Origin of the sequence: Massilia glaciei (assembly GCF_003011895.2) — a bacterium.
GTDB classification, from domain to species: domain Bacteria; phylum Pseudomonadota; class Gammaproteobacteria; order Burkholderiales; family Burkholderiaceae_D; genus Telluria_A; species Telluria_A glaciei.
In genome coordinates this window covers 12866-34234 of record NZ_PXWF02000275.1, presented here as the reverse complement: position 1 = coordinate 34234, position 21369 = coordinate 12866, and the positions used below count along the sequence as shown (strand labels likewise).

Genomic DNA, 21369 nt, shown 5'->3' with positions numbered 1-21369 from the left:
TTGAGAACTGCTGGCGGTTTGATGACGAAGTTGCCATGACCCCTGCGAAGGTTGATAATGACGCAAGCGCAAGCCGCGCGGGTATAGCTAACTGGATCAAAAAATATGAACAAACTCGTCCGTTGCGCCGCTTGGTATCAGATATGGGCGGGAGGCTTCGTCGCGTTCATCAGCGCGCTGATGCTCTTTCTAACCGGGAGCAACGGTGCCGATATCGCATTCGAGGGCCAGTTCGTCGTTATCGGATTAATCGGCATGTGCGCCGGCATCGCGCTGCTGGCCGGGAGTGTCTATGGCTGGCTGGGCTCGGTCCTGTTTCAGCTTTGGCAAATACCCGTGTTTGCCTTTGGGAGCGTGTTGTATCGCCCCGGGGTCGGCCTGTTCATCCCCGTGGGGGCCGACCTGCCGGCCACCGGCGGCGCATCCCTTCTATACGAATTCACCCTGGGTCTTGATTTCTCGATGGCCTTCGTGGCCGTTCCGCAGGCGCAGTTTGCCGCGGTCAACGCGGTCGCCCTCGCGCTGCTGATGGTGCTGCTGTTTAATCGGCCGACGCGGCTCGGGCAAAACGCAGCGCCTGCGCGTCTCGCGGGAGCGTAAGGACGTGGCTTTTATCTGGTTCGACACGATCGACGCCGTCGACTGGCGCGAGCTATCGGATCTGTACCGGCTGGCGCCGCTGGGCGAGAAGAGCCCGGCCAACCTGGAAACGACCTTCAACAACAGCATGTTCAAATGCCTCGTCTACGATGACGGCAAACTGGTCGGGGCGGGGCGGGTCCTCGCCGACGGCGTGGACTGCGCCTACATTTGCGACGTCGCGCTGCTGCCCGCTTATCAGGGTTGCGGCCTCGGCAAGAAAATTGTCGCCAAACTGGTGGGCTTGTCGGGGCAGCACACTAAAATTATTCTTTATGCGGTTCCGGGCAAGGAGCCGTTTTACCGGAAATTCGGATTCAATCGCATGCTGACGGCGATGGCCATATTCGCCAACCCGGCGCAGGCCGAGGCCGGCGGCTATATCGAAACAACCCCAAATCCAGATCCACAAGACCGACGAAGGACACTATGAAACTTATTGGAATGCTCGACTCGCCGTTCGTCAGAAGAGTGGCGATCTCCCTTGAGGCGCTCGGTGTCCCATTCGAGCACGACCCGGCGTCCGTTTTCAGCACCTTCGAGATCAAGGCGCCCAAACTGGTCTGCGACGACGGCGAGGTGCTGATGGATTCATCGCTGATCCTGCAATTCGTCGAGGCCACCGTGGCGCAGCGCCGGGTGCTGTGGTCGGCCGAACCATTGGCGCTGCAACACGAGTTCCGCGCCGTGAGCCTGGCGTTGAGCGCCTGCGAAAAGGGCGTGCAGATCGTATACGAACGCAAACTGCGCCCCAACGAATCGCAGTACGAGCCGTGGATGGAGCGCGTCACCGGCCAATTGCTCGCCGGTTTCTCGATGCTCGAACAAGAGGTCCAGCGCTCGCCCCAGACTTTCGAGAACCCGGACCGGCAAGCGGCCATCACGGTGGCCGTGGTGTGGCAATGGACGCAAAGAATGTTGGCCTCGGTGGTTCCCGCGGCGAGCCATCCCGGCCTGGTCGCATTGTCGGAGCGGCTCGAAAAAACGCCCGCATTCATTAAGTTTCCGCCATACGCGCACGGGGTGGAACGGCGCGTGCGCTCGCCAGTCTAAAATCATGAATTGCAAGGCGGAGTAGCTCGAATTGAAGGTCCGACAGTCTTGTTCTCCGAGGGAGGTGCGACGTGACCGACATCGAGAAGTTCTTCAAGCTATACGAGGAAGGCGCCAATTCGTTCAACCCGGATCTGGTCACCGCACAATTCACGGACGTGTTCTTGGGAGCCGATCCGAATGGCGTCGTCTGCCTGCGGAACGACGAGTCCTTTCGCAAGGCAATTCCCGAGCGACAAGCTTTCTTCCAGCAAATCGGCTTTAGCTTTGCGAAGCTGATTAGGTTGGTTGAAACACCACTTGACGAGCACTACACAATGGCCAAGGTGCACTGGCAGATGTCGTTTGAAAAGGAGCAGGGAAAGCTACAGGTGTTCACTTTCTTCATCACCTACTTCTTGTTCCGCTCAGATGCAGGGCTAAAGGTTGCTTTCTACATTTCGCACGACGATGAGCAAAAGGTGATGCGCGAAGCGGGCCTGATCCCGGCCACGCCGCCTTGAGTTAAAGTCGAGTACGGCAACTAGCGGTGCACCACCACCAGCAGCGCCTTCGCCTCGGTCTTGCCGGCGTTGCGGATCAGATGGTTCTGGTCCGCCGGATAGCGCGCGGTCCCACCCATCTTGATCTTCTTCTTGCTCGCGCCCACTTCGACCTCGAGCGCGCCGTGCAGCACCGTTATATGTTCGCTTGTGCCCGGGTCGTGCGCCTGCGAGGCCAGTTCGCCGCCAGCGGCCAGCGTCAGCTCGTACCATTCGTACTTGCCGGCAAGTTCCATCGGTCCGAGGATGCGCAGCACGTAGCCGGCGTGGGTGCCGGGCAGGGTGGGGGTCTCGTGGGCGTCGAGCACGCGGATGGTCTCGGTCTCGGGCGCTTCGCTCGTGAGCAGTTCGCCGATCTGCACCCCGAGCGCGTTGGCCAGGCGCCAGGTGATCGCGATGGTCGGATTCGCCTTTTCCCGCTCTATCTGCGACAGCATCGACTTCGACACCCCCGCGATCCGCGACAGATCCTCGAGCGTCAGCCCGCGCGCGAGCCTAAAGCGTTGCAGGGTGGCGCCCACTTCGGGCGGGGAGTTGGTCGGAACGGGCGTCTTCATCGATTTTGGCGTATGGTTAATGTTTCAAGATTGCGGCAATGGCCCCATGCATCGCTTGCCAAGTTCAGCGGGCTTGGGTAATATCCATTATATTGAATTTTAGTTCGACATAACGGAATTCGGCGGATTCATCGAAGTTGCCCCGGGTTCGGGAACAACGGTACAGCATAGTGCATCAGTCGGTCAAGCCGGCGCCAACCAATACGAGGACAGAGATGAGCGACCAAGCCAAAAACGCATTTTTCAGCGGCCTGCAGCAGAACCTGGACGCGCTGCGCGCGCAGGGCCTGTACAAGGGGGAGCGCGTGATCGCTTCGCGCCAGGGCGCGCAGGTGGTGTGCGACGACGGCCGTGAGCTGATCAATATGTGCGCCAACAACTACCTCGGCCTGTCCGGCGACCTGCAAACCCAGCAGGCATCGATCGAGGCGACCGAAAAATACGGCTACGGCCTGTCGTCGGTGCGCTTCATCTGCGGCACCCAGACCGTGCACAAGGAGCTCGAGCAGGCCATCTCCGCCTTTTTGGGCACCGAAGACACCATCTTGTACGCCGCCGCGTTCGACGCCAACGGCGGCCTGTTCGAGCCGCTGTTCGACGAGAACGACGCCATCATCTCGGACGCCCTGAACCACGCCTCGATCATCGACGGCATCCGCCTGTGCAAGGCCGGGCGCTACCGCTACGCCCACAACGACATGGCCGACCTCGAGATGCAGCTGCAGGCGGCCGCCGCCGCAGGCAAGCGCCACAAGGTCATCGTCACCGACGGCGTGTTCTCGATGGACGGCACGATCGCCCAGCTCGACAAAATCTGCGCGCTGGCCGACCAGTACGGCGCGCTCGTGATGATCGACGAATGCCACGCCTCGGGCTTCATGGGCAAGACCGGGCGCGGCACGCACGAACACCACAATGTGATGGGACGCATCGACCTGATCACCGGCACGCTGGGCAAGGCGCTCGGCGGCGCGATGGGCGGCTTCACCTCGGGCCGGCGCGAAGTGATCGACACGCTGCGCCAGAAGTCGCGCCCCTACCTGTTCTCGAACACGCTGGCGCCGTCGATCGCCGGCGCCTCGCTGTCGGTCCTCAAGCGCATCAGCGCCTCGACCGAACTGCGCGACCGCCTGCACGAGAACACCGCCTTCTTCCGCAAGGAGATCGAGCGCATCGGCTTCACCATCAAGCCGGGCACCCATCCGGTGGTGCCGGTGATGCTGTTCGAGGCGCCGATCGCGCAGAAATTCGCGGCCCGCATGTACGAACTGGGCGTGCTGCTAAGCGGCTTTTTCTACCCGGTGGTCCCGATGGGGCAGGCGCGCGTGCGGGTACAGATCTCGGCCGCGCACACCCGCGAGCAGCTCGAGACGGTGCTCAAGGCGTTCGAGCAGGCCGGCCGCGAACTCGGCATTCTGCCGAACCAGAACTAATCAAGAACAACTAAGAACAACAAGCGGAAACATCATGGAAAAAATCCTCATCATCGGCGCCAACGGCCAAATCGGCAGTGAACTGGTCGGCGCGCTGGCCAGGCAGCATGGCGCGCAAAACGTGATCGCCTCGGACATCGGCGCCACCAATGTGTACCAGGCCGAGCGCTACACGCAGCTCGACGTGCTCGACAAGGAGCGCATGGCCAAGCTGGTCGCCGACGAGGGCATCACCCAGGTCTACCAGCTCGCAGCGCTGCTGTCGGCCACCGGCGAGAAGGCCCCGCTCAAGGCCTGGACCCTGAACATGGACGGCCTGCTCAATATTTTGGAAGTGGCGCGCGAGCGCGGCGAGGCGGGCAAGCCGCTGCGCGTCTTCTGGCCGTCGTCGATCGCCGCGTTCGGCCCCAACACGCCGGCCAAGAACACGCCGCAGTACACGGTGATGGACCCGACCACGATCTACGGCATCAGCAAGCTGGCCGGCGAGCGCCTGTGCGAGTACTACTTCACCAAGTACGGCGTCGATGTGCGCAGCATCCGCTACCCGGGCATCATCAGCTTCAAGTCGCCTCCGGGCGGGGGCACCACCGACTACGCGATCGCGATTTTCCACGCCGCGCTCAAGGGCGAGCGCTACCAGTGCTTCCTCGGCCCCGAGACCACGCTGCCCATGATCTACATGCCCGATGCGATCCGCGCCACCATCGAATTGATGGACGCGCCGGCCGAAAAAATCGCCGTGCGTTCGGCCTATAATGTGGCCGGCGTGTCGTTCAACCCGCGCGAACTGGCTGCCGCGATTACCCTCGCGCTGCCCGAGTTCGAAATCGGCTACGTGCCGGACAGCCGCCAGGCCATCGCCGACACTTGGCCACAAAGCCTGGACGACAGCAAAGCGACCGCCGACTGGGGCTGGAAAGCCCGCATCGGCACCAACCAGCTGGTCACCGACATGCTCGCAAACATCGACGTCGGCCTGACCCAAGCTGCCTAAAACGTTTCACAAGAACAGATCGAGGCAACGATGGACATGAGCGTGTTTGACCTATTCAAGATCGGTATCGGACCTTCGAGTTCGCATACCGTCGGACCGATGGTGGCGGCGCGCCGCTTTTTGGTCGAGTGCGGCGATCTTGACAACGCGGTCGGTGTCGAAGCCGCCTTGTATGGCTCGCTCGCGCTGACCGGCGTCGGCCACGCCACCGACAAGGCCGTCATCCTCGGCTTGATGGGCCAGACCCCGCAAGGGCTCGACCCGAGCGAAGTCGATGATAAGCTGGCCGAGGTCGAACTCGACGGCGTGCTCCGCCTGCTCGGCACGAAGGAAGTGCCGTTCACCGCCAAGAGCGGGCTGGTATGGCACAAGAGCGCGACCCTGCCCGAGCACCCGAACGGCATGCGCTTCACGCTCAAGCTGGCCGACGGCAGCGTCATCGAACGCATCTTCTACTCGGTCGGCGGCGGATTCATCCACGCGGCCGGCGAATCGCACGCGCGCCAAGGGGGCGAAACCACCAGCGCGCCGATTCCGTTTTACTTCGACACGATGGACCAGCTGCTCGCGCACGGCAAGGCGAGCGGCCTGTCGATCCCCGCGATGCTGCGCGCCAACGAGTGCGCGCACATGGACGGCGCCGAGCTCGACGCCGGCATCGACCGCATCTGGCAGGTCATGCGCGACTGCATCGCGCACGGCCTCGTGACCGACGGCCAGCTGCCGGGCGGCCTCAATGTCAAGCGCCGCGCCGCCAAGCTGTGGGCCCAGGCCCTGGCCGCCAAAAACGGCGACAACCGCGCCAACGACCTGCCGCACGACGCGTTGCACCAGGTCAGCCTGTACGCGATGGCCGTCAACGAAGAAAACGCGGCCGGCGGGCGCGTGGTCACGGCGCCGACCAACGGCGCGGCCGGGATCATCCCCGCGGTGCTGCGCTATTACGCCGAAGACTGCCGTCCGAGCGACCCGGTCAAGGGCGTGCGCCAATTCATGCTCACGGCGGCCGGCATCGGCATGCTGTGCAAGAAGAACGCCTCGATCTCCGGCGCCGAAATCGGCTGCCAGGGCGAGGTCGGGGTGGCCTGCGCGATGGCGGCGGCGGGCCTGGTGGCGGCGCTCGGCGGCAGCAACGAGCAGATCGAAAACGCGGCCGAAATCGGCATCGAGCACCATCTGGGCATGACGTGCGACCCGATCGGCGGGCTGGTGCAAATTCCCTGCATCGAGCGCAACGGCATGGGCGCGATCAAGGCCATCACCGCCGCCTCGCTCGCGCTCAAGGGCGACGGCACCCACTTCGTCAGCCTCGACGACGTCATCGAAACGATGCGCCAGACCGGCGCCGACATGCAGGACAAGTACAAGGAAACGTCGCTCGGCGGCCTCGCCATCCATGTGGTGACCGTCAACCACGCGGCCTGCTAAGCCGCTTCAAGCACCGGCCGGCACGATCTGCCCGATCGTGCGCGGCGGCGCGGTGTCAGAGGCTGAGAGTTTTTCGAACGTGCCCGAGCAGCCCGCCAGAAGGTGGCCGATCGAGGCGCAAAGCACAGCCATAGCTAGGGCTATGGCGAGCATTTGCAACGACGAGCGGGCGCCTTCCGGCGGGATGAGCGGGCATGGTCGAAAGACTCTCAGACTCTCAGCCTCTCAGTCGGTGTAGGTCATGTTGACTTCGACCGTCTCGTCGTAGACTTTCTGCTGGACCGTGTTCCACAGAACCAGCTTGATCTTTGTGACCACGCACTTCTCGCCGACAGTAAAACCCATCTGCTTGATGCCATTGCCGAACAAGGGCGCGAATAGTCCCGCATGGGTCATGGCGCACTTGGTGTCCGGATGCACGTTTGCAATGAGGCCATGCTTGGCATTGATCGCATAACGCACGTCGACAGGGACGAAAACGCCTTTTCTATGCACCGCGTTTTTACCACCAGCAATTCTAATCGAGACGATCTTCGAGCCGACCCCGTCACCTTTGAGCGCATCGATGGCCTTGTTGGGTACAAAGGTATAGTTGACTGGAATGTCTTTTCTTAAAATTTCCGTTGAATTTCCATCCTTGGCGATAAGGCTGATCGTCTTGACCGTGCCCGCCTCCGTCAGATAGGCGGTGCGCGTGATGATATCGGTGCCAGGCTCGAGCGGCTCGGCCACACCGACGTAGCCGGCAGTGAATTTTGTATCCAAAATTCTTGCCCATATCCGCACATCGCCCGCCGGTTTCGAATAGCGGTACCTGAACGTCACATTGATCGGATCGGTGGCGAGCACAGTGCTCCCGTTTGGCGGCATCAGCCACAGCACGTCGATCGTCAGGTCGCTTGGCCCGGGCGCGGCGGCCGCGGCGCCGAGAACTGGCACCGAACACATGCCAAGGAGGAGGGCCAGCCGGGCTGTTTTTTGGAATAGGTGGCTTTTCATGGTTGCTTTCTTGTTAATCTCCGAATTGTACCCGCCAGCCGAAAGCTACAAGGAAGTTCCGGTCGAACTATAATAAGTAGGCAATCGCACCGCTCTGCCATTTAGCCGTTTGATCCAACAGGACTTTTCTACTTTATGCACTACGTGTCTACCCGCGCCGAACCGACGGCCGCCGCCCAAGCCCCCGAAGCATTCTCCGACATCCTCCTTGGCGGCCTCGCCCCCGATGGCGGCCTTTACCTGCCCGCCGAATACCCGCAAGTGAGCGGCGCCGAGCTCGACGCCTGGCGCAAGCTGTCGTACGCCGACCTGGCCTTTGCCATCCTGAGCAAGTTCGCGACCGACATCCCGGCCGCCGACCTCAAGGCGCTGTGCAAAAAGACCTACACGGCCGACGTCTACCGCAACACGCGCGCCGGCGAGGCGGCCAAAGAGATCACGCCGCTGCGCGTGCTCGAGCAAGACGGCGACAAGACGTTGATCCTGCAGGCGCTGTCGAACGGCCCCACGCTGGCGTTCAAGGACATGGCGATGCAGCTGCTGGGCAACCTGTTCGAATACGCGCTGTCCAAAAACAACGCCGAACTCAACATCTTCGGCGCCACCTCGGGCGACACCGGCAGCGCGGCCGAATACGCCATGCGCGGCAAAAAGGGCATCCGCGTCTTCATGCTCTCGCCGCACAAGAAAATGAGCGCGTTCCAGAGTGCGCAAATGTTCAGCTTGCAGGACCCGAACATCTTCAACATCGCCGTCGACGGCGTGTTCGACGACTGCCAGGACATGGTCAAGGCGGTCTCCAACGACCTTGGCTACAAGGCCGCGCAAAAAATCGGCACCGTCAATTCGATCAACTGGGCGCGCGTGGTCGCGCAGGTCGTCTACTACTTCCGCGGCTACCTGGGCGCGACGACCGAGAACAGCCAGAAGGTCTCGTTCACCGTCCCGTCGGGCAACTTCGGCAACATCTGCGCCGGGCACATCGCGCGCATGATGGGCCTGCCGATCGACAAACTGGTCGCCGCCACCAACGAGAACGACGTGCTCGACGAGTTCTTCCGCACCGGCGTGTACCGCGTGCGCAAGTCGTCCGAGACCTACCACACCAGCAGCCCGTCGATGGACATCTCGAAGGCGTCCAACTTCGAGCGCTTCGTCTACGACCTCGTCGGACGCGACGCCAAGCGCGTGCGCGCCCTGTTCAACAAGGTCGAGACGGCCGGCGGCTTCGACCTGTCCGGCAAGCCCGGCAGCGACGGCGACGAGTTCAAGCTGGTGGCCGGCTACGGTTTCTTGTCGGGCAAATCGACCCACAAGGACCGCCTCGACACCATCCGCGACGTGCAGGACGACTTCGACATCACGATCGACACCCACACCGCAGACGGCATCAAGGTCGCGCGCGAGCACATGGCGCCGGGCGTGCCGATGATCGTGCTCGAGACGGCGCTGGCGGCCAAGTTCAACGAGACCATTCTCGACGCGCTCGGGGTCGACGCCGAGCGTCCGGCCGGTTTCGAGGACATCGAGTCGCTGCCGCAAAAATTCGTCGTCATGACCACCGATGTGGCCAAAATGAAGGCCTACATCGCCGCCAACACGGGCTTGTAGAACCATGGGCGACCAACCGCAGGCGGGTGCGCGCAAACCGATGCTGCCGGTGTCGGAGGCGCTCGCCTTTTTGCTTGACGCGGCGCGTCCGGTCGCCGAGACCGAGCGCGTGCCCACGCTCGAGGCCAACGGCCGGGTGCTGGCGCAGGCGCAAAGCTCGACCATCGACGTGCCCTCGGCCGACAACACCCAGATGGATGGCTACGCGGTGCGCGCGGCCGATTGCGCCAGCGGCGGCGCCACGCTGGCGGTCAGCCAGCGCATCGCCGCCGGCCAGCCGGGCCAGCCTTTGGCGCCGGGCAGCGCGGCGCGCATCTTCACCGGGGCCCTGATTCCCGAGGGCGCCGACGCGGTCGTCATGCAGGAGCAGTGCGAGGCGGCTGCGCCGAACCTGGTCACCGTCAGGCACGCGCCAAAGCCGGGCGAGTGGATCCGCCGCGCGGGCGAGGACATCGTCGCCGGCGCGCTCATCCTCGCGGCAGGAACCCGATTGCGCAGCCAGGAGCTTGGCCTGGCCGCCTCGGTCGGGCTGGCCAGCCTGCCGGTGCGGCGCAGGCTGCGCGTGGCCGTGTTTTTCACGGGCGACGAACTGACCATGCCGGGCGAGGCGCCGGGCGGCCAGTTGGCGCCGGGCGCCATCTACAACTCGAACCGCTTCACCCTGCGCGCGCTGCTCGAAAACCTCGGTTGCACGATCGCCGACTTCGGCATCGTGCCCGACACGCTCGAGGCCACGCGCGCGACCCTGCGCAGCGCCGCCCGGGACAATGATCTGATCATCACCTCGGGCGGCGTATCGGCCGGCGAGGAGGACCACATCAAGCCGGCGGTGGAGGCGGAAGGGCGCCTCGACATGTGGCAGATCGCGGTCAAACCGGGCAAGCCGCTCGCCTTTGGCGAAGTGCGGCGCGACGCCGGCGCGGCTTATTTTTTGGGGCTGCCGGGCAATCCGGTGTCGAGCTTCATCACGTTTTTGCTGTTTGTGAGGCCATTCATCTTGCGACTGCAGGGCGTCGCCGGGCCGGTCGCGCCGCGCGCCTACCAGATGGTCGCGGCCTTCGACTGGCCCAAGGCCGACCGCAGGAACGAATTTTTGCGCGCGAAGATCAATGCCGATGGCGCGCTCGAGCTGTTCCCGAACCAGGGTTCGGGCGTGCTGACCTCCACCGTGTGGGGCGACGGTTTGATCGACAACCCTCCGGGCGCGACGATCGCCACCGGCGATATCGTGCGCTTCATCCCATTTAGCGAATTACAGCACTAGGAAAAATATGAACATCAATCTGCGCTTCTTCGCGAGCGTGCGCGAGACCGTCGGCGTGTCGGAGGAATCCCTGACCCTGCCTGCCGGCGTCACCACCGTCGGCGCCGTGCGCGAACTGCTCGCCGCGCGCGGCGGGGCCTGGGCCGAGGCCCTGGCCCCGCGGCACACGCTGCGCACCGCCCACAACCAGGTCATGTGCCCCGCCGACACCGAGCTTAGCGACGACTGCGAGGTCGCGTTTTTCCCGCCGGTGACGGGCGGCTAAGGGGCGGCTAAGGGGCAGCTAAGGGGTGGCTAAGGGGTGGCTAAGGGGTGGCTAAGGGACAGCTAAGGGACAGCTAAGGGATAGTTAAGCGCCCTTTAGCCGTTTGAGCTGGGCCGCCTGGTAGGCGCCGAAGTCGGCATTGAACAGGCAGCGGATCAAAGGGTCGTCGACGACTTCGGCGTCGGCGATGTCGGCCTCGACCTCGGGCGCGAACAGCGCGTCGTTGATCCGCATGTACATCGACGTGAGCGACTCGCCCAGCGCCAGCGCGGCATAGAATTTCGCGATGGGGATCTCGGTGGTCCACGCCAGGGCCGCCGGTTCGCCATCGAGCAGCGCGATCGACTCCCCGTGCAGGCGGTAGTGGAAGGTCGAACATTTCCCCTCGTGGTCGTACAGCGCCAGCCGCCAGAAGCGCAGTTGCTCGAAAAACGCGGGCTGCTCCATGTCCGCATATTTCTCAAGCAGCCCCGCATGGCAATACGCGAGCACGGTGGCGGTTTGTTCGGGCGTCAAGGCATCGAAATGGCGCGCGATGTCGGCGGTCGCGGGCGGCTTTGCGCCGGGCCGGTAGTCGTAGTCGACATCCTGATCCCCGATCGGCAGCACCCAGTCCAGTGGCGCGGCGTGTGACAGCGAAACCGCATCGAGCACGAACGACACCGATGGATCGAGCCTGACCACGCGCGCGGAGGGCAGGGCGACGCCTATCTCGCGCTCGAACTGGCGGTAAGTCACCGGGAACATCGCGTGGTTGTACCAGGACCATGGCTCCTGCACAAATTGGCAGGAGCTCGGCACGACATAGCGGGGATTCAAGACCCGCAGCTCGTCGATCCAGTCGGCGGGCAGTTCCTCCGGCGCCGCTTCGGCGCGCGACGGCGCCAGCACCGCGATCTCGCGCATCGTCTGGAACGGCCACAAGACCATGTCCCAGGGCGCAAAGCGCGCCAGTTGGTCCAGCGTGTCCGGCGCCATCCACGAATCGACCACGTTGAGCACATTGAGTCCGCCCGCTTGGATCTGGAACATCGAATCGACGTCGGCGTCGAGCGCCGCGCGCGGCGTGACCGTGATCGCGCCGATGGTGATGGCGCCGTCGACCTTTAAAGGGTGGACGTCGGTGAAGCCAAGCTCCCTGATCAGGGCGAACAGCTTATCGAACAGGCAGTAGGCGTAGATGGGCGTGGCCCGGTCCAGCAAATCGAGGCTCTCCATCGAACAGTGGTCGTCATGGAAATGCGAGATGAATACCGCGTCGAGCCTGAGCGCCCTGATTTTGGCGTGGTCGAACCCGACCTCAGGGAACGCATGGCAATTGCGGCTGAACGGGTTTTCAAAAATCGGATCGAAAGCGATTTGCGTTTCCCCGCACCCGAAGACATAACCGGCATGAAGTATTCTGGAGATTTTTAGCGTCATGCCGCGCATTTTATATCAGACCATCACGCAGAATCGGCGCCGACGGCGGCGCCGACTGGCCGGCCTTATTTCTCCGGCCTCTTACCGACGGCGTCGAGGTTGTCGCACAGCGCGCAGGCAAGCCCCTTGCGCTCCCGGTGGTAGTGCGCGCCGACGAACACGGCCGCCGAGATCGCGGCCCAGATCAGCGCCTCCTGCGCCGCGTCCTGCCAGTGGTTGCCCTTGATGACGTTGACCACGAGAAGGAGCAAAAACACGGTGATTCCCACCAGCAAAAACCGTTTGATCCATTGTGCGATGCTTGGCATGGCGCGCTCCTCAGAGTGATTTCAGATAGGTGCGGATGGCGTCTGCCACGCGCTGCGGCTGGTCGAACATCACAAAATGGCGCGACGGCGACACCGACACCACCGTCAGCTTCGGCGTGCCTGCCATCAGCGACTTGTAGTACGCCGCCTTGGCAGCCTCGGTCCGCCCGGGATCGGGCGTGTCGGTGTTGAAGTAGGGCGCGATGACCAGCACCGGCGCCTTGATCGCCGGCAAGCCCGGACGCAGGTCGAGCGTCAGCACCTCCTCCATATATTGCGCCACCGCGCCCGGATCGCTCTTTACGGTCAGCTTCGCCAGTTCGTCGGCCTTGCTCATCTCGATCACGCCGACCCCGCGCATGTATTGTTGCTGCATCGGCGCGAAACTGTCCGGCGGCATCGCGTCGATGCGCGAGCGCATGCCCTCGGCCATCGCCGCGCGTTGGCCGACCGGCAACTCCTCGGTGCCCGGAAACACGGGCAGGCCGTCGATGGCGACCACGCCGCCGACCAGCGCCGGATGCTTTTGCGCAATCGCGAGCGACAGGGTCGCGCCCAGGCTGTGTCCGATCAGCACCGGCGTGGCCAGCTTGCGGCTGACGATCAAATCGTGCAGGGATTGCTGGGCCGAGGCGAAGCCGTTGCCCTTGACCGGCGCGCGGCCGTCGAAGCCGGCCAGCGTGACGACGTAGATGACATGCTCGGCCTTGAGCTGGCGCAGCAGGTCTTGCCAGGCCCAGGCGCCGCTGGCGAGGCCCGGAACCAGGATCAGCGGGCGGCCGCGCTCGCCGTGCCGCTCGACCAGCAGGCTGCCGCTGTCGAAGCGTTCGGCCGGCGCCACCGAGGCGGCGTAGGGGTTGTCAAGCGGCGCCGCGTCGGCGGCGAAGGTGGGGGCGGCGGCGCCGACGAGCAGGGCGAACAGCAATGCGGTTTTCATGGGGACTCCGGGTCGGGGGTGAAAATCGATTCAATCGGTTGGGAAAACATTTTTGCTATCGAAAACGCGAGCGGCAGGCTGGGGTCGTAGCGGCCGGTTTCGATCGCATTGACGGTCTGGCGCGAGACGTCGAGCAAGTCGGCCAGGTGCGCCTGGCTCCAGCCGCGTTCGGCGCGCAGGGCGCGGATGATGTTGTTCATCGCATCCTCCAGGCTTGAACGGCCAGCACCAGCGCCCAGACGGCGCCCATCACCGGCCATACCCAGAACATCGACAGCCTCGGATAACCGGCCGTCTCGAGGAATCCATAGCTGAACGTCAACGCGGCCGTGATCGCGGCCGTGATCGCCACGCTTTCGAGCGCGTTTTGGCGCATGTATTCGTCGGTGCGGCGGAAGTGGCGCAGGATCGCCCAGCCGGCCAGCACGAAGCCGAGCATCGGGCTTAGCAGCACGAGCGTGCGCAGCAGGCCCTCTTGCATCGGCCGCCCGAATTTGATCGTGGCCACCAGCAGGGCGGCGTACACGAACATCGCCGCCATGAGCTCAATTGCGTAGGTGACCGCCATTTTTTTGGTGCGCATCGGGTGCCTCAATGTAGTAAAGTATGCTTTACATATTAAGGCGCGGCAAATCAGATGTCAAGCACGCTTTACATCTATTTGGGCGCGGCCAGTGTGAAGGGTTGCACAGGCTCTACTTTCATCGCGCCGGCCGCGATGCCGCGATTGATCGCGTCGATGCGCGCCTGCAGGCCGGGATGCGAGGCGACATAGTGCGAGAGCGCAAACCCGGGGCCCCGTTCGGCCTTGAGCAGGTCGAAAAACTCGGTCGCGCCGCCGGCATGGCCAAAACGGCAATTGAGGATTTGCAGGGCGAGCGCGTCGGCGCCGCTTTCGCGCGCGCGCGAATAGCGCGATTCCCCGATCTTGTTGACCGGAATGAGCACCTCGGCCACGCCCGTATCGGCGCCGGTCAGCAAGGCCACCACCGACATCAGCACCATGCCGCGCCCGAGCGCGCGCAGCGGATCGCGTTGCCTGATGTGGCCGAGCTCATGGGCCAGCACGAAGGCCAGCCCGTTGGTCGAGCCGATCTGCTTGGTCAGGCCCGCGAACACGAACATATGGTTGCCCGGAGCGACCGCGGCGTTGACCTCTTCACGGTCGAGCAGGTGCACCTGCACCTTGGCCGTCAAGCCCGCGCATTGCTGCATGCTGTCGACCAGTTCCTGCAATTGCGCCCGCTGCGGCAGCTTGTCTTTCGCCGTCTCGCCGCCCGGAAACACCATCACCTTGTTGATCGCCGCCTCGGTGTCCGGATCCATGTGCTCGACCGCGTAGTCGACGGCCAGCCCCATGCACCAGAAAACGAACAGGGACAACACCAGCAGCGTGAGCAGTATCTGGACGAACTCGCGCAACGGGCGGTTGTGCGAGACGTTGTCGTTTTGCTCGGGCAGCTTGGGCGCGTACTCCAAGCCTATTTCTCGAAGTAGATCGCGGTGCCAGATGCGAGCACTTCGACCGAGCCGACCGTGCCCTCGGCGCCGCCCGAGATCGAGGCCGTGTCAAGGCGCAAGTTGATGATCTGGCTGGCGCCCGGGCAGCTTTCCTTGAGCCGCAGCACGGCCTCGCGGCGCGCGCGGTCGATCAGGGTTTCGTAGGCTTGCATGGGGCCGCCGACGATGCCGCGCAGCACGCCTAGCGCGCGCTTGAAGTAGTCGACCGAGACCACCACGCTGCCCGTGACGAGCTCGGCGCGCGCGACCGGATGCGCCGCGTCGATCGGGTGCTTGCTGGTCGTGGTCGGCAGCGCGAGCCACTGCTTTTCGCGGGCGTGGATCGAGGCGTAGTGCTTGGCCTCGGCGATGCGCCCGAAGAAGAAGCCGAGCACGATCAGGACGACCCAAAATAATAAGGGAATAAGTTGTTCCATCGCCGCCTAGCCCACGGTGACGGCGGTGCCGTAGACGTAGATCTCGGCGGCGCCGGCGGCCACCGCCGAGGTCGAGAAGCGGACGTTGACGATCGCGTTGGCGCCCATTTGCGCGGCCTGCGATTTCATGCGCGCGATCGCCGCCTCGCGCGACTCCTCGAGCAACTCGGTATAGCCTTTGAGCTCGCCGCCGACGATGTTCTTGAGCCCGGCCATGATGTCGCGGCCCACGTGCTTGGCGCGAACGGTGCTGCCCGAAACGACGCCGTGACAGACGGTGATGGACTTGCCGGGGACGGTTTCGATATTGGTCATGAACATGGGGCATTCCTTTGTGGGTGGTGGGACAACGCCCGATTGTAAGCCGAATCATTTCGTTTTGACAGCATTGCCTATAATCAAGCCATTCCGGCCCCGGGCAACTGGCATACAATGCTGCTTGCGCAAAAACTCCCCGGCCAGCCGGGCCCACTCGCATGACAACAAGCATTGCCCAACCCACCCGCGTGGCCGTCATCGGTGGCGGTCCGGCCGGCCTCATGGCCGCCGAAGTGCTCAGCCTGGCGGGCGTGCGCGTCGACCTCTACGACGCGATGCCGTCGGTTGGGCGCAAATTCCTGTTGGCGGGCAAGGGCGGCATGAACATCACCCATTCCGAGCCGTATGCCGATTTCGTCGCGCGCTACGGCGCCCGCGCGCCCGAGGTGGCGGCCTGGCTCGCGCCATTCGAGCCGCAAGCGGTGCGCGAGTGGATCCACGGGCTCGGGGTCGAGACCTTCATCGGCAGCTCGGGCCGGGTGTTTCCGACCGAAATGAAGGCGGCGCCCCTGCTACGCGCGTGGCTGCACCGCCTGCGCGAATCGGGCGTGCGCTTCCATATGCGCCACCGCTGGCTCGGCTGGCGTGGCGACGCCTTGCTGCTGGCCGGCCCCGACGGCGAAACAAGCGTGCGGGCCGACGCGGTGATCCTCGCGCTGGGCGGCGCGAGCTGGGCCCGGCTCGGCTCCGACGGCGCCTGGATGCCGCTGCTGGCGTCGCGGTCGGTGGCGCTGGCGCCGCTGCTGCCGTCCAATTGCGGCTTCGACACCGATTGGAGCGCGCACTTCAGCAGCCGCCACGCCGGCGCGCCCCTGACCACCGTGGCCGTCTGCTGGACCGACGCCGACGGCGCGAGCGTGCGCCGGCAGGGCCAGTTCGTGGTCACTGCGGGCGGCGTCGAAGGCAGTCTGATCTATGCGATGTCGGCCGCGCTGCGCGATCAGATCGCCGCCAACGGCAGCGCCACGGTCCACCTCGACCTCGCGCCCGACTTCAGCGCCGAACGGGTCGCGGCCGAAGTGACGCGCCCGCGCGGGGCGCGCTCGATGTCGAGCCACCTGCAAAGCCGGCTCGGGCTCAAGGGCGTCAAGTCGGGCCTGCTGCGTGAATGCCTGTCGGCGGAACAATTTTCCGATCCCGTGCAACTGGCCGGCGCCATCAAGCGATTGCCGCTGGTGCTCAGGCGCGCGCGCCCGATCGACGAGGCCATCAGCAGTGCGGGCGGGGTGCGCTTCGAGGCGATCGACCCGGCGACGTCGATGTTGCGGGACGTGCCGGGCCTGTTCGTGGCCGGAGAGATGGTCGACTGGGAGGCGCCGACGGGCGGTTATTTGCTCACGGCCTGCCTGGCAAGCGGGCGCGCGGCGGGGCGGGGCGCGCTCGCGTGGCTCGAGGCCGGGCGCGAAGCGGACGGGCGCGGCGCAATCACTTAGAACAGCGCGCCGGCGCAACAGGTCGTGCTGGAGGTCATGCCGGCATGCGCCGCCGAGCGGCTACGCCTAGCCTGGCTCCTCGCCTATTCCTTGAACACGACCTCGCCCGAGCCGGTGCGGCTGACGTTGCGCTCCGCGGGCTTGCCGTGGACGATGACGTCGCCGTTGCCGCGCAGCGTCACGTCGACCGACTCGACCGCCTGCAGGACCGCGGTCCCTGAACCTTGCAGTTTGACAGTCGCCTGTTGCACCGTCAGGTGGCGCGCATCGAGGTCGCCCGAGCCGGTCAGATTGGCGTCGAGCGTGGTGCAGGCGCCGACCACGGTCAGCTTGCCCGAGCCGCGCAACTGGCCGTTCAACTGGTCGCAATTTCCCGCGCTCACATCGAGGTCGCCGCTGCCGGTCATTTCGGCCGTCACATCCTTGAAGCGGCCGTTGACCTTGACCGAGCCGGAACCACGCAACTGGACGTCGAGGTGCTCGCCGCTGAAGCCGTTGACGGTGCTGTCGCCGCTGCCTTTGACTTGCACGCCCTCGATCGAAGGCAGCACCAGCACCAGTTGCAGCGGGGTGCGGTGGTGCATCAGCATGCCCTTGATCGTGATGCGCAGTTCGCCGTCGTCCTGCGTGGTGACCACATGGTCGATCAGGCGCTTCTCGCCACGCACCACGAGCGAGCCGACCGGCCCCTGGCGCAAGGTCATGTCGATCGGCCCGTTCAGGCTGACGGTGCGCACGCCCGGCCCGAGGGTGCGGGTGTCGCTGGTGATGGTGCGGCCTTCGCGGTTCGACGGGCCGCTGATGCCCTGGGCGCGCAACATGCTGTAGGTCAGGCCGATCAACACAAAGGCGAGCAACAGCAGGCCGAAGCCGATTTTGATTAAGGTACGCATGATGGCTCCAGTTTCAATCAGTTTCCCTTGATCAGGGATATATTCATTTGGACGTAACGTTTGATGCCGATCAGCGTGTAACGCGACACCACCAGGCACAGGAGCAACAAGATGATGCCGCCCAGCAGCGTCGCCAAGCCCAAAGCGGTCTGGGCGGCGCGCGAATCGCTGTCCATGCCGGTCGTGATGTGGATGCCGCGGTTGGCCAGGCGCTCGGCGTTGATGATCGTGTTGCGCTTGTTGGCGGCGGCGTCGGCCTCGTCCGCGGCGGCGCCGTGTTCCGAATGCGCCGAATGGGCCGACTTCTCGGTCTTGACGCGGATGCCCATCTCGTCGATCGTGATCCGGGTTTGCGAGCCGTCGCCGACCGGCTCGCCCCCGTCGTTGACCACGAGGTGGCGCATCGGGCCGTCGAGCACGAGCTCGTTGGCGCCCGACAAGCCGCTCGCGGTGATGGCGATGCCGCCCACGTACAGGCCGAGCGCGGCGGCGAACATGGCCGTGAGCAGGGCGGCGTAGACTATGGCCGGCACCAGCATGAACAGGTTAAAGATCAGCAAACCGAGCGCCGAGAACAGCATGCGCACGAAGTTGGCCGGGTTCCGGGCCTGTTCGAAGGCCTTCATGTGGGTGTTGGCGCGCAGCGTCATCGCGATCTGCTTCGGATCGCCGAATTCCCTGGCGATATCCTGTTCGTCGCGGCCGGCGGCCTCGCCGTCGACGAAACGCTGCTCGTAGTAGGCCAGTGTCTTGGCCTGCAACTCGGGCGCCAGTCCGGCCATGGCCCGCTTGAGTGCGTCGAGAAATTCCATTTTGCCCATGTCGTGCTCCGTATCAGTGCGTTCAGGCGTGGCCGAAGGCCGCGACGGAATGAAGTGCGGGCTTCGCCGAGGCGCCGCCGAATAAGTGTGGTGCAACGATCACGGTGGTGCTGGCTGCAACGAAAGCCACAAGGCCGAGTGCGCGCAATCCGAGGGTGATGGTCACTTTTTTTCTTTTCTACAATTCCTGTTTCGATGGTGCTACTTTACCCAAGCGCGCCACGGGCAACCATCGGATTGCGACAGGCTGCACTTTTGGCGTGCTGGGCGGATCAAATACAGGACTTTTTAGGAAAGTAACAAGCAAGCGGCGGCGCGACGCGCGCTACTCAGCCGCGCGCATCGCGCAATACGGCCTTGGCCGCCAGGATGCCGCTGCGCACCGCCGATTCGAGCGTGGCCGGGTAGTCGCCGGCGGTGTAGTCGCCGGCCAGCACCAGCCCGGGCAGCCCGCTCGCGTTGGCCGGCCGCGCCAGCGCCGGGGTGCAGGCGAAGGTCGCGCGCTTTTCGGTGATCAGCTCGCTCCATTCGGGCGTGGCCAGTTCAGGCCGGCCGAACACCCCGGCCAGTTGGCCGGCGATGGCCAGCTCCAGCGCCTCGCGGCCCAGCGCGGCCGCCTCGCCCGAGGCGCTGATGACGACCGCGAGCAGCCCCATCTGCGCCGCGTCGAGCTGGCCGCGGTCGAACACGAACTGGCCCCAGTGGCCGCGCGCGCCGTCGTCGATCAGGGCGTAGAACGGCAGCGCCAGGGTGGTGCCGGCGCTGTATTGGAGGTAGCAGGTGGTGATCGGCTCGTACGAGAACGCGGCCAGTTGCGCGCTGACCGTGTCCAGCTCCAGGTCGGCGAGCAGGGCGCCGGTGGCGTGCGGCGCGGTGGCCAGCACCACGGCGTCGTAAGCGCCGCCGGGCTCTCCGCCCAGGGCGCTGCCGCTCGCCTCGATCCGCCAGCTGCGCGCCAGTGGCGTGATGCGCTCGACTTTGGCGCCGAGGTGAACCAGCCCGCCGTGTCGTTCGACATAGGCGGCGGCGGCTTTGGGAAACAGGCTGCCAAGGTCGCGTTTCGGCAGCAGCATGTCGGAGGCGGCGCGGCCGGCGCCGAGGCTGTCCTTGAGCACGTTTAAAAACACCTGCGCCGAGGCGCGTTCGGGCGCCGTGTTGAGCGCGGCCAGGCACAACGGGCGCCACATCAGTTTCACCAAGCGCTCGGTCTGGTCGAAACGGTCGAGCAGTTCGCTGACGCTGCAGTCGGTGTCGAGGCGCCACCCCATCCAGCGCGCGGTGCTGGAAAAGCGCGCCAGCGACATCTTGTCTTCGCGCACGAGGCCCTTTGCGCGCAGCAGCGCCACCAGCAGGTGCAGCGGCGCCGGCAGGCGCGGCGCGACGAAATCCATGCCGCCGGAACCGGGCGCGTAGCGCATCTGCAGTGGCAGGTTGAGCAGGGCCTGCTTCGGTTCGATGCCGACGTGGCGCAGCAGGCGCAGCGTCTCGTTGTAGGCGCCGAGCATGATGTGCTGGCCGTTGTCGAGCATGACGTCGCGCAGCATCACCCCGCGTGCGCGCCCGCCGAGGCTGCGCGCGGCCTCAAACACGGTGACCTTGCAGCCGGCGCGCGCCAGTTCGACGGCGGCGCCGCAGCCAGCCCAGCCGGAGCCGACGACGGCGACGCGGGATGCTGGTTTAACCACGGACGTAGGTCTTCCAGGCCAGCCAGAGTTTGCGCAGCGGCGTCAGCGAGGTGCGCTGCTTGAGCACCTGGTAGCCGTCGCGCTCGATCTCCTCGAGCACGGTGCGGTAGATCGCGGCCATCATCAGTCCCGGGCGCTGGGCGCGCCGATCCTGCTTGGGCAGCAGCGCGAAGGCCTCGTCGTAGACCTTCTGGGCGCGCGCGACCTGGAAGCGCATCAGGTTTTCAAAGCGCTCGCTGTGGCGCGCGTTGAGCAGGTCGGCCGCGGTCACCTCGAATTGCTGCAGCTCGTTGACGGGAAGGTAGATGCGGCCCTTGCGCGCGTCCTCGCCGACGTCGCGGATGATGTTGGTGAGCTGGAAGGCCAGGCCCAGCTTCTCGGCGTACTCGAGCGTCTTCGGGTCGGTCACCCCGAAAATGCTGGCCGACAAAATGCCGACCACGCTCGCCACGTGCCAGCAATAGCGCTGCATCGCGGGGTAGTCGAGGTAGCGGGTCTGGTCGAGGTCCATCTCCATGCCGTCGATGATCGCCTGCAGGTGTTTTTCCTCGAGATTGTAGACGGCGAGGTGCGGCTGCAGGGCCTGCATCGTGGGGTGGGTCGGGTTGCCCTTGTACATGGCCTGCACCTCGGTGCGCCACCACGCCAGCTTGATGCGGGCGATCGACTGGTCCGTGCATTCGTCGACCGTGTCGTCCACTTCCCGGCAAAACGCGTACAGCGCGGTGATCGCGCGGCGCCGCTCGGGCGGCAGGAACAGGAAACTGTAGTAGAAGCTCGAGCCGCTCTGGACGGTTTTTTGTTGGCAGTATTCGTCGGGGGACATG

General features: G+C 64.8%; 26 protein-coding genes. 11 read left to right on the top strand and 15 right to left on the bottom strand.

Features of this window, described 5'->3' with window-relative positions; translation table 11 throughout:
- Positions 1 to 105: 105 nt before the first annotated feature.
- The 4 genes from C7C56_RS20640 (at position 106) to C7C56_RS20625 (ending at position 2195) form a co-directional block, all read left to right on the top strand.
- On the top strand, positions 106 to 600 hold the full coding sequence (locus C7C56_RS20640) for a hypothetical protein (RefSeq protein ID WP_106759243.1): 495 nt from the start codon (positions 106 to 108) through the stop codon (positions 598 to 600).
- A 4-nt stretch (positions 601 to 604) separates the two neighbouring features.
- Positions 605 to 1072, top strand: a complete 468-nt coding sequence (locus tag C7C56_RS20635) for a GNAT family N-acetyltransferase (protein ID WP_106759242.1) — start codon at positions 605 to 607, stop codon at positions 1070 to 1072.
- Entirely contained in the window at positions 1069 to 1692 is a 624-nt protein-coding gene (locus C7C56_RS20630; RefSeq protein WP_106759241.1) for a glutathione S-transferase, read from the top strand. The genes C7C56_RS20635 and C7C56_RS20630 overlap by 4 nt, the downstream gene beginning before the upstream one ends.
- 71 nt (positions 1693 to 1763) lie before the next feature.
- On the top strand, positions 1764 to 2195 hold the full coding sequence (locus C7C56_RS20625; RefSeq protein ID WP_106759240.1) for a DUF6841 family protein: 432 nt from the start codon (positions 1764 to 1766) through the stop codon (positions 2193 to 2195).
- 20 nt (positions 2196 to 2215) lie between these two features.
- Here the strand turns inward: C7C56_RS20625 and C7C56_RS20620 are convergent, their stop codons facing one another.
- Positions 2216 to 2791: a helix-turn-helix domain-containing protein gene (locus tag C7C56_RS20620; protein WP_106759239.1), complete on the bottom strand. Its 576-nt coding sequence runs from the start codon at positions 2789 to 2791 to the stop codon at positions 2216 to 2218.
- 215 nt (positions 2792 to 3006) lie between these two features.
- On the opposite strand from C7C56_RS20620, the gene kbl reads away from it, so the two are divergent.
- Genes kbl through C7C56_RS20605 form a run of 3 tightly spaced genes read left to right on the top strand, consistent with a single transcriptional unit; the run spans position 3007 to position 6649 of the window.
- Positions 3007 to 4224: a glycine C-acetyltransferase gene (kbl, locus tag C7C56_RS20615; protein WP_106759238.1), complete on the top strand. Its 1218-nt coding sequence runs from the start codon at positions 3007 to 3009 to the stop codon at positions 4222 to 4224.
- Between the two features lie 34 nt (positions 4225 to 4258).
- Complete coding sequence (locus tag C7C56_RS20610; RefSeq protein ID WP_106759237.1) at positions 4259 to 5221, top strand: NAD-dependent epimerase/dehydratase family protein; 963 nt, start codon at positions 4259 to 4261, stop codon at positions 5219 to 5221.
- A gap of 30 nt (positions 5222 to 5251) precedes the next feature.
- Positions 5252 to 6649 (top strand): L-serine ammonia-lyase, encoded by a 1398-nt coding sequence (locus C7C56_RS20605; RefSeq protein ID WP_106759236.1) that lies wholly within the window; start codon positions 5252 to 5254, stop codon positions 6647 to 6649.
- Positions 6650 to 6874: 225 nt separating this feature from the next.
- On the opposite strand, the gene C7C56_RS20600 is transcribed toward C7C56_RS20605, so the two are convergent.
- Positions 6875 to 7648, bottom strand: a complete 774-nt coding sequence (locus C7C56_RS20600) for a hypothetical protein (RefSeq protein WP_106759235.1) — start codon at positions 7646 to 7648, stop codon at positions 6875 to 6877.
- Between the two features lie 135 nt (positions 7649 to 7783).
- Between C7C56_RS20600 and thrC the strand changes: the two genes are divergently transcribed.
- Genes thrC through moaD form a run of 3 tightly spaced genes read left to right on the top strand, consistent with a single transcriptional unit; the run spans position 7784 to position 10788 of the window.
- Entirely contained in the window at positions 7784 to 9259 is a 1476-nt protein-coding gene (gene thrC / locus C7C56_RS20595) for a threonine synthase (RefSeq protein WP_106759234.1), read from the top strand.
- A gap of 40 nt (positions 9260 to 9299) precedes the next feature.
- Positions 9300 to 10523, top strand: a complete 1224-nt coding sequence (locus tag C7C56_RS20590) for a molybdopterin molybdotransferase MoeA (RefSeq protein ID WP_106759248.1) — start codon at positions 9300 to 9302, stop codon at positions 10521 to 10523.
- Positions 10524 to 10530: 7 nt separating this feature from the next.
- Positions 10531 to 10788, top strand: coding sequence for a molybdopterin converting factor subunit 1 (moaD, locus tag C7C56_RS20585; RefSeq protein ID WP_106759233.1), 258 nt, complete (start codon positions 10531 to 10533; stop codon positions 10786 to 10788).
- Between the two features lie 84 nt (positions 10789 to 10872).
- On the opposite strand, the gene C7C56_RS20580 is transcribed toward moaD, so the two are convergent.
- From C7C56_RS20580 to C7C56_RS20545, 8 genes are all read right to left on the bottom strand, one after another.
- Entirely contained in the window at positions 10873 to 12210 is a 1338-nt protein-coding gene (locus tag C7C56_RS20580) for an MBL fold metallo-hydrolase (protein ID WP_106759247.1), read from the bottom strand.
- A gap of 65 nt (positions 12211 to 12275) precedes the next feature.
- Positions 12276 to 12518 (bottom strand): hypothetical protein, encoded by a 243-nt coding sequence (locus C7C56_RS20575; protein ID WP_106759232.1) that lies wholly within the window; start codon positions 12516 to 12518, stop codon positions 12276 to 12278.
- A 10-nt stretch (positions 12519 to 12528) separates the two neighbouring features.
- Entirely contained in the window at positions 12529 to 13455 is a 927-nt protein-coding gene (locus C7C56_RS20570) for an alpha/beta fold hydrolase (RefSeq protein WP_106759231.1), read from the bottom strand.
- Entirely contained in the window at positions 13452 to 13655 is a 204-nt protein-coding gene (locus tag C7C56_RS20565) for a helix-turn-helix transcriptional regulator (protein WP_106759230.1), read from the bottom strand. The genes C7C56_RS20570 and C7C56_RS20565 overlap by 4 nt, the downstream gene beginning before the upstream one ends.
- Complete coding sequence (locus C7C56_RS20560; RefSeq protein WP_106759229.1) at positions 13652 to 14038, bottom strand: hypothetical protein; 387 nt, start codon at positions 14036 to 14038, stop codon at positions 13652 to 13654. The genes C7C56_RS20565 and C7C56_RS20560 overlap by 4 nt, the downstream gene beginning before the upstream one ends.
- 74 nt (positions 14039 to 14112) lie before the next feature.
- The gene (locus C7C56_RS20555; RefSeq protein WP_106759228.1) at positions 14113 to 14934 is read right to left on the bottom strand and encodes a M48 family metallopeptidase; all 822 of its coding nucleotides are present in this window, start codon (positions 14932 to 14934) and stop codon (positions 14113 to 14115) included.
- 2 nt (positions 14935 to 14936) lie between these two features.
- Positions 14937 to 15392, bottom strand: a complete 456-nt coding sequence (locus C7C56_RS20550) for a YbjQ family protein (protein ID WP_106759227.1) — start codon at positions 15390 to 15392, stop codon at positions 14937 to 14939.
- 6 nt (positions 15393 to 15398) lie between these two features.
- A complete protein-coding gene (locus C7C56_RS20545; RefSeq protein ID WP_106759226.1) occupies positions 15399 to 15713 on the bottom strand; it encodes a YbjQ family protein in 315 nt (104 codons plus the stop codon).
- 155 nt (positions 15714 to 15868) lie between these two features.
- Between C7C56_RS20545 and C7C56_RS20540 the strand changes: the two genes are divergently transcribed.
- Positions 15869 to 17143: a TIGR03862 family flavoprotein gene (locus C7C56_RS20540; protein ID WP_106759225.1), complete on the top strand. Its 1275-nt coding sequence runs from the start codon at positions 15869 to 15871 to the stop codon at positions 17141 to 17143.
- Between the two features lie 83 nt (positions 17144 to 17226).
- Here the strand turns inward: C7C56_RS20540 and C7C56_RS20535 are convergent, their stop codons facing one another.
- From C7C56_RS20535 to hpnD, 5 genes are all read right to left on the bottom strand, one after another.
- The gene (locus C7C56_RS20535) at positions 17227 to 18036 is read right to left on the bottom strand and encodes a head GIN domain-containing protein (protein WP_106759224.1); all 810 of its coding nucleotides are present in this window, start codon (positions 18034 to 18036) and stop codon (positions 17227 to 17229) included.
- 17 nt (positions 18037 to 18053) lie between these two features.
- Positions 18054 to 18857, bottom strand: coding sequence for a DUF1700 domain-containing protein (locus tag C7C56_RS20530; protein ID WP_106759223.1), 804 nt, complete (start codon positions 18855 to 18857; stop codon positions 18054 to 18056).
- A 22-nt stretch (positions 18858 to 18879) separates the two neighbouring features.
- Positions 18880 to 19023, bottom strand: coding sequence for a hypothetical protein (locus tag C7C56_RS29020; protein ID WP_181373270.1), 144 nt, complete (start codon positions 19021 to 19023; stop codon positions 18880 to 18882).
- 163 nt (positions 19024 to 19186) lie between these two features.
- Positions 19187 to 20542: a hydroxysqualene dehydroxylase HpnE gene (gene hpnE, locus C7C56_RS20525; protein ID WP_106759222.1), complete on the bottom strand. Its 1356-nt coding sequence runs from the start codon at positions 20540 to 20542 to the stop codon at positions 19187 to 19189.
- A complete protein-coding gene (gene hpnD, locus C7C56_RS20520) occupies positions 20535 to 21368 on the bottom strand; it encodes a presqualene diphosphate synthase HpnD (RefSeq protein ID WP_106759246.1) in 834 nt (277 codons plus the stop codon). The genes hpnE and hpnD overlap by 8 nt, the downstream gene beginning before the upstream one ends.
- Between the last annotated feature and the right edge of the window lies 1 nt (position 21369).

Coding starts and splice junctions, on each gene's coding strand:
- C7C56_RS20640 (WP_106759243.1), top strand. CDS start 106: ATGAACAAACTCGTCCGTTGCGCCGCTTGGTATCAGATATGGGCGGGA.
- C7C56_RS20630 (WP_106759241.1), top strand. CDS start 1,069: ATGAAACTTATTGGAATGCTCGACTCGCCGTTCGTCAGAAGAGTGGCG.
- C7C56_RS20620 (WP_106759239.1), bottom strand. CDS start 2,791: ATGAAGACGCCCGTTCCGACCAACTCCCCGCCCGAAGTGGGCGCCACC.
- kbl (WP_106759238.1), top strand. CDS start 3,007: ATGAGCGACCAAGCCAAAAACGCATTTTTCAGCGGCCTGCAGCAGAAC.
- C7C56_RS20610 (WP_106759237.1), top strand. CDS start 4,259: ATGGAAAAAATCCTCATCATCGGCGCCAACGGCCAAATCGGCAGTGAA.
- C7C56_RS20605 (WP_106759236.1), top strand. CDS start 5,252: ATGGACATGAGCGTGTTTGACCTATTCAAGATCGGTATCGGACCTTCG.
- C7C56_RS20600 (WP_106759235.1), bottom strand. CDS start 7,648: ATGAAAAGCCACCTATTCCAAAAAACAGCCCGGCTGGCCCTCCTCCTT.
- thrC (WP_106759234.1), top strand. CDS start 7,784: ATGCACTACGTGTCTACCCGCGCCGAACCGACGGCCGCCGCCCAAGCC.
- C7C56_RS20590 (WP_106759248.1), top strand. CDS start 9,300: ATGCTGCCGGTGTCGGAGGCGCTCGCCTTTTTGCTTGACGCGGCGCGT.
- moaD (WP_106759233.1), top strand. CDS start 10,531: ATGAACATCAATCTGCGCTTCTTCGCGAGCGTGCGCGAGACCGTCGGC.
- C7C56_RS20580 (WP_106759247.1), bottom strand. CDS start 12,210: ATGACGCTAAAAATCTCCAGAATACTTCATGCCGGTTATGTCTTCGGG.
- C7C56_RS20575 (WP_106759232.1), bottom strand. CDS start 12,518: ATGCCAAGCATCGCACAATGGATCAAACGGTTTTTGCTGGTGGGAATC.
- C7C56_RS20570 (WP_106759231.1), bottom strand. CDS start 13,455: ATGAAAACCGCATTGCTGTTCGCCCTGCTCGTCGGCGCCGCCGCCCCC.
- C7C56_RS20565 (WP_106759230.1), bottom strand. CDS start 13,655: ATGAACAACATCATCCGCGCCCTGCGCGCCGAACGCGGCTGGAGCCAG.
- C7C56_RS20560 (WP_106759229.1), bottom strand. CDS start 14,038: ATGCGCACCAAAAAAATGGCGGTCACCTACGCAATTGAGCTCATGGCG.
- C7C56_RS20550 (WP_106759227.1), bottom strand. CDS start 15,392: ATGGAACAACTTATTCCCTTATTATTTTGGGTCGTCCTGATCGTGCTC.
- C7C56_RS20545 (WP_106759226.1), bottom strand. CDS start 15,713: ATGTTCATGACCAATATCGAAACCGTCCCCGGCAAGTCCATCACCGTC.
- C7C56_RS20540 (WP_106759225.1), top strand. CDS start 15,869: ATGACAACAAGCATTGCCCAACCCACCCGCGTGGCCGTCATCGGTGGC.
- C7C56_RS20535 (WP_106759224.1), bottom strand. CDS start 18,036: ATGCGTACCTTAATCAAAATCGGCTTCGGCCTGCTGTTGCTCGCCTTT.
- C7C56_RS20530 (WP_106759223.1), bottom strand. CDS start 18,857: ATGGGCAAAATGGAATTTCTCGACGCACTCAAGCGGGCCATGGCCGGA.
- hpnD (WP_106759246.1), bottom strand. CDS start 21,368: ATGTCCCCCGACGAATACTGCCAACAAAAAACCGTCCAGAGCGGCTCG.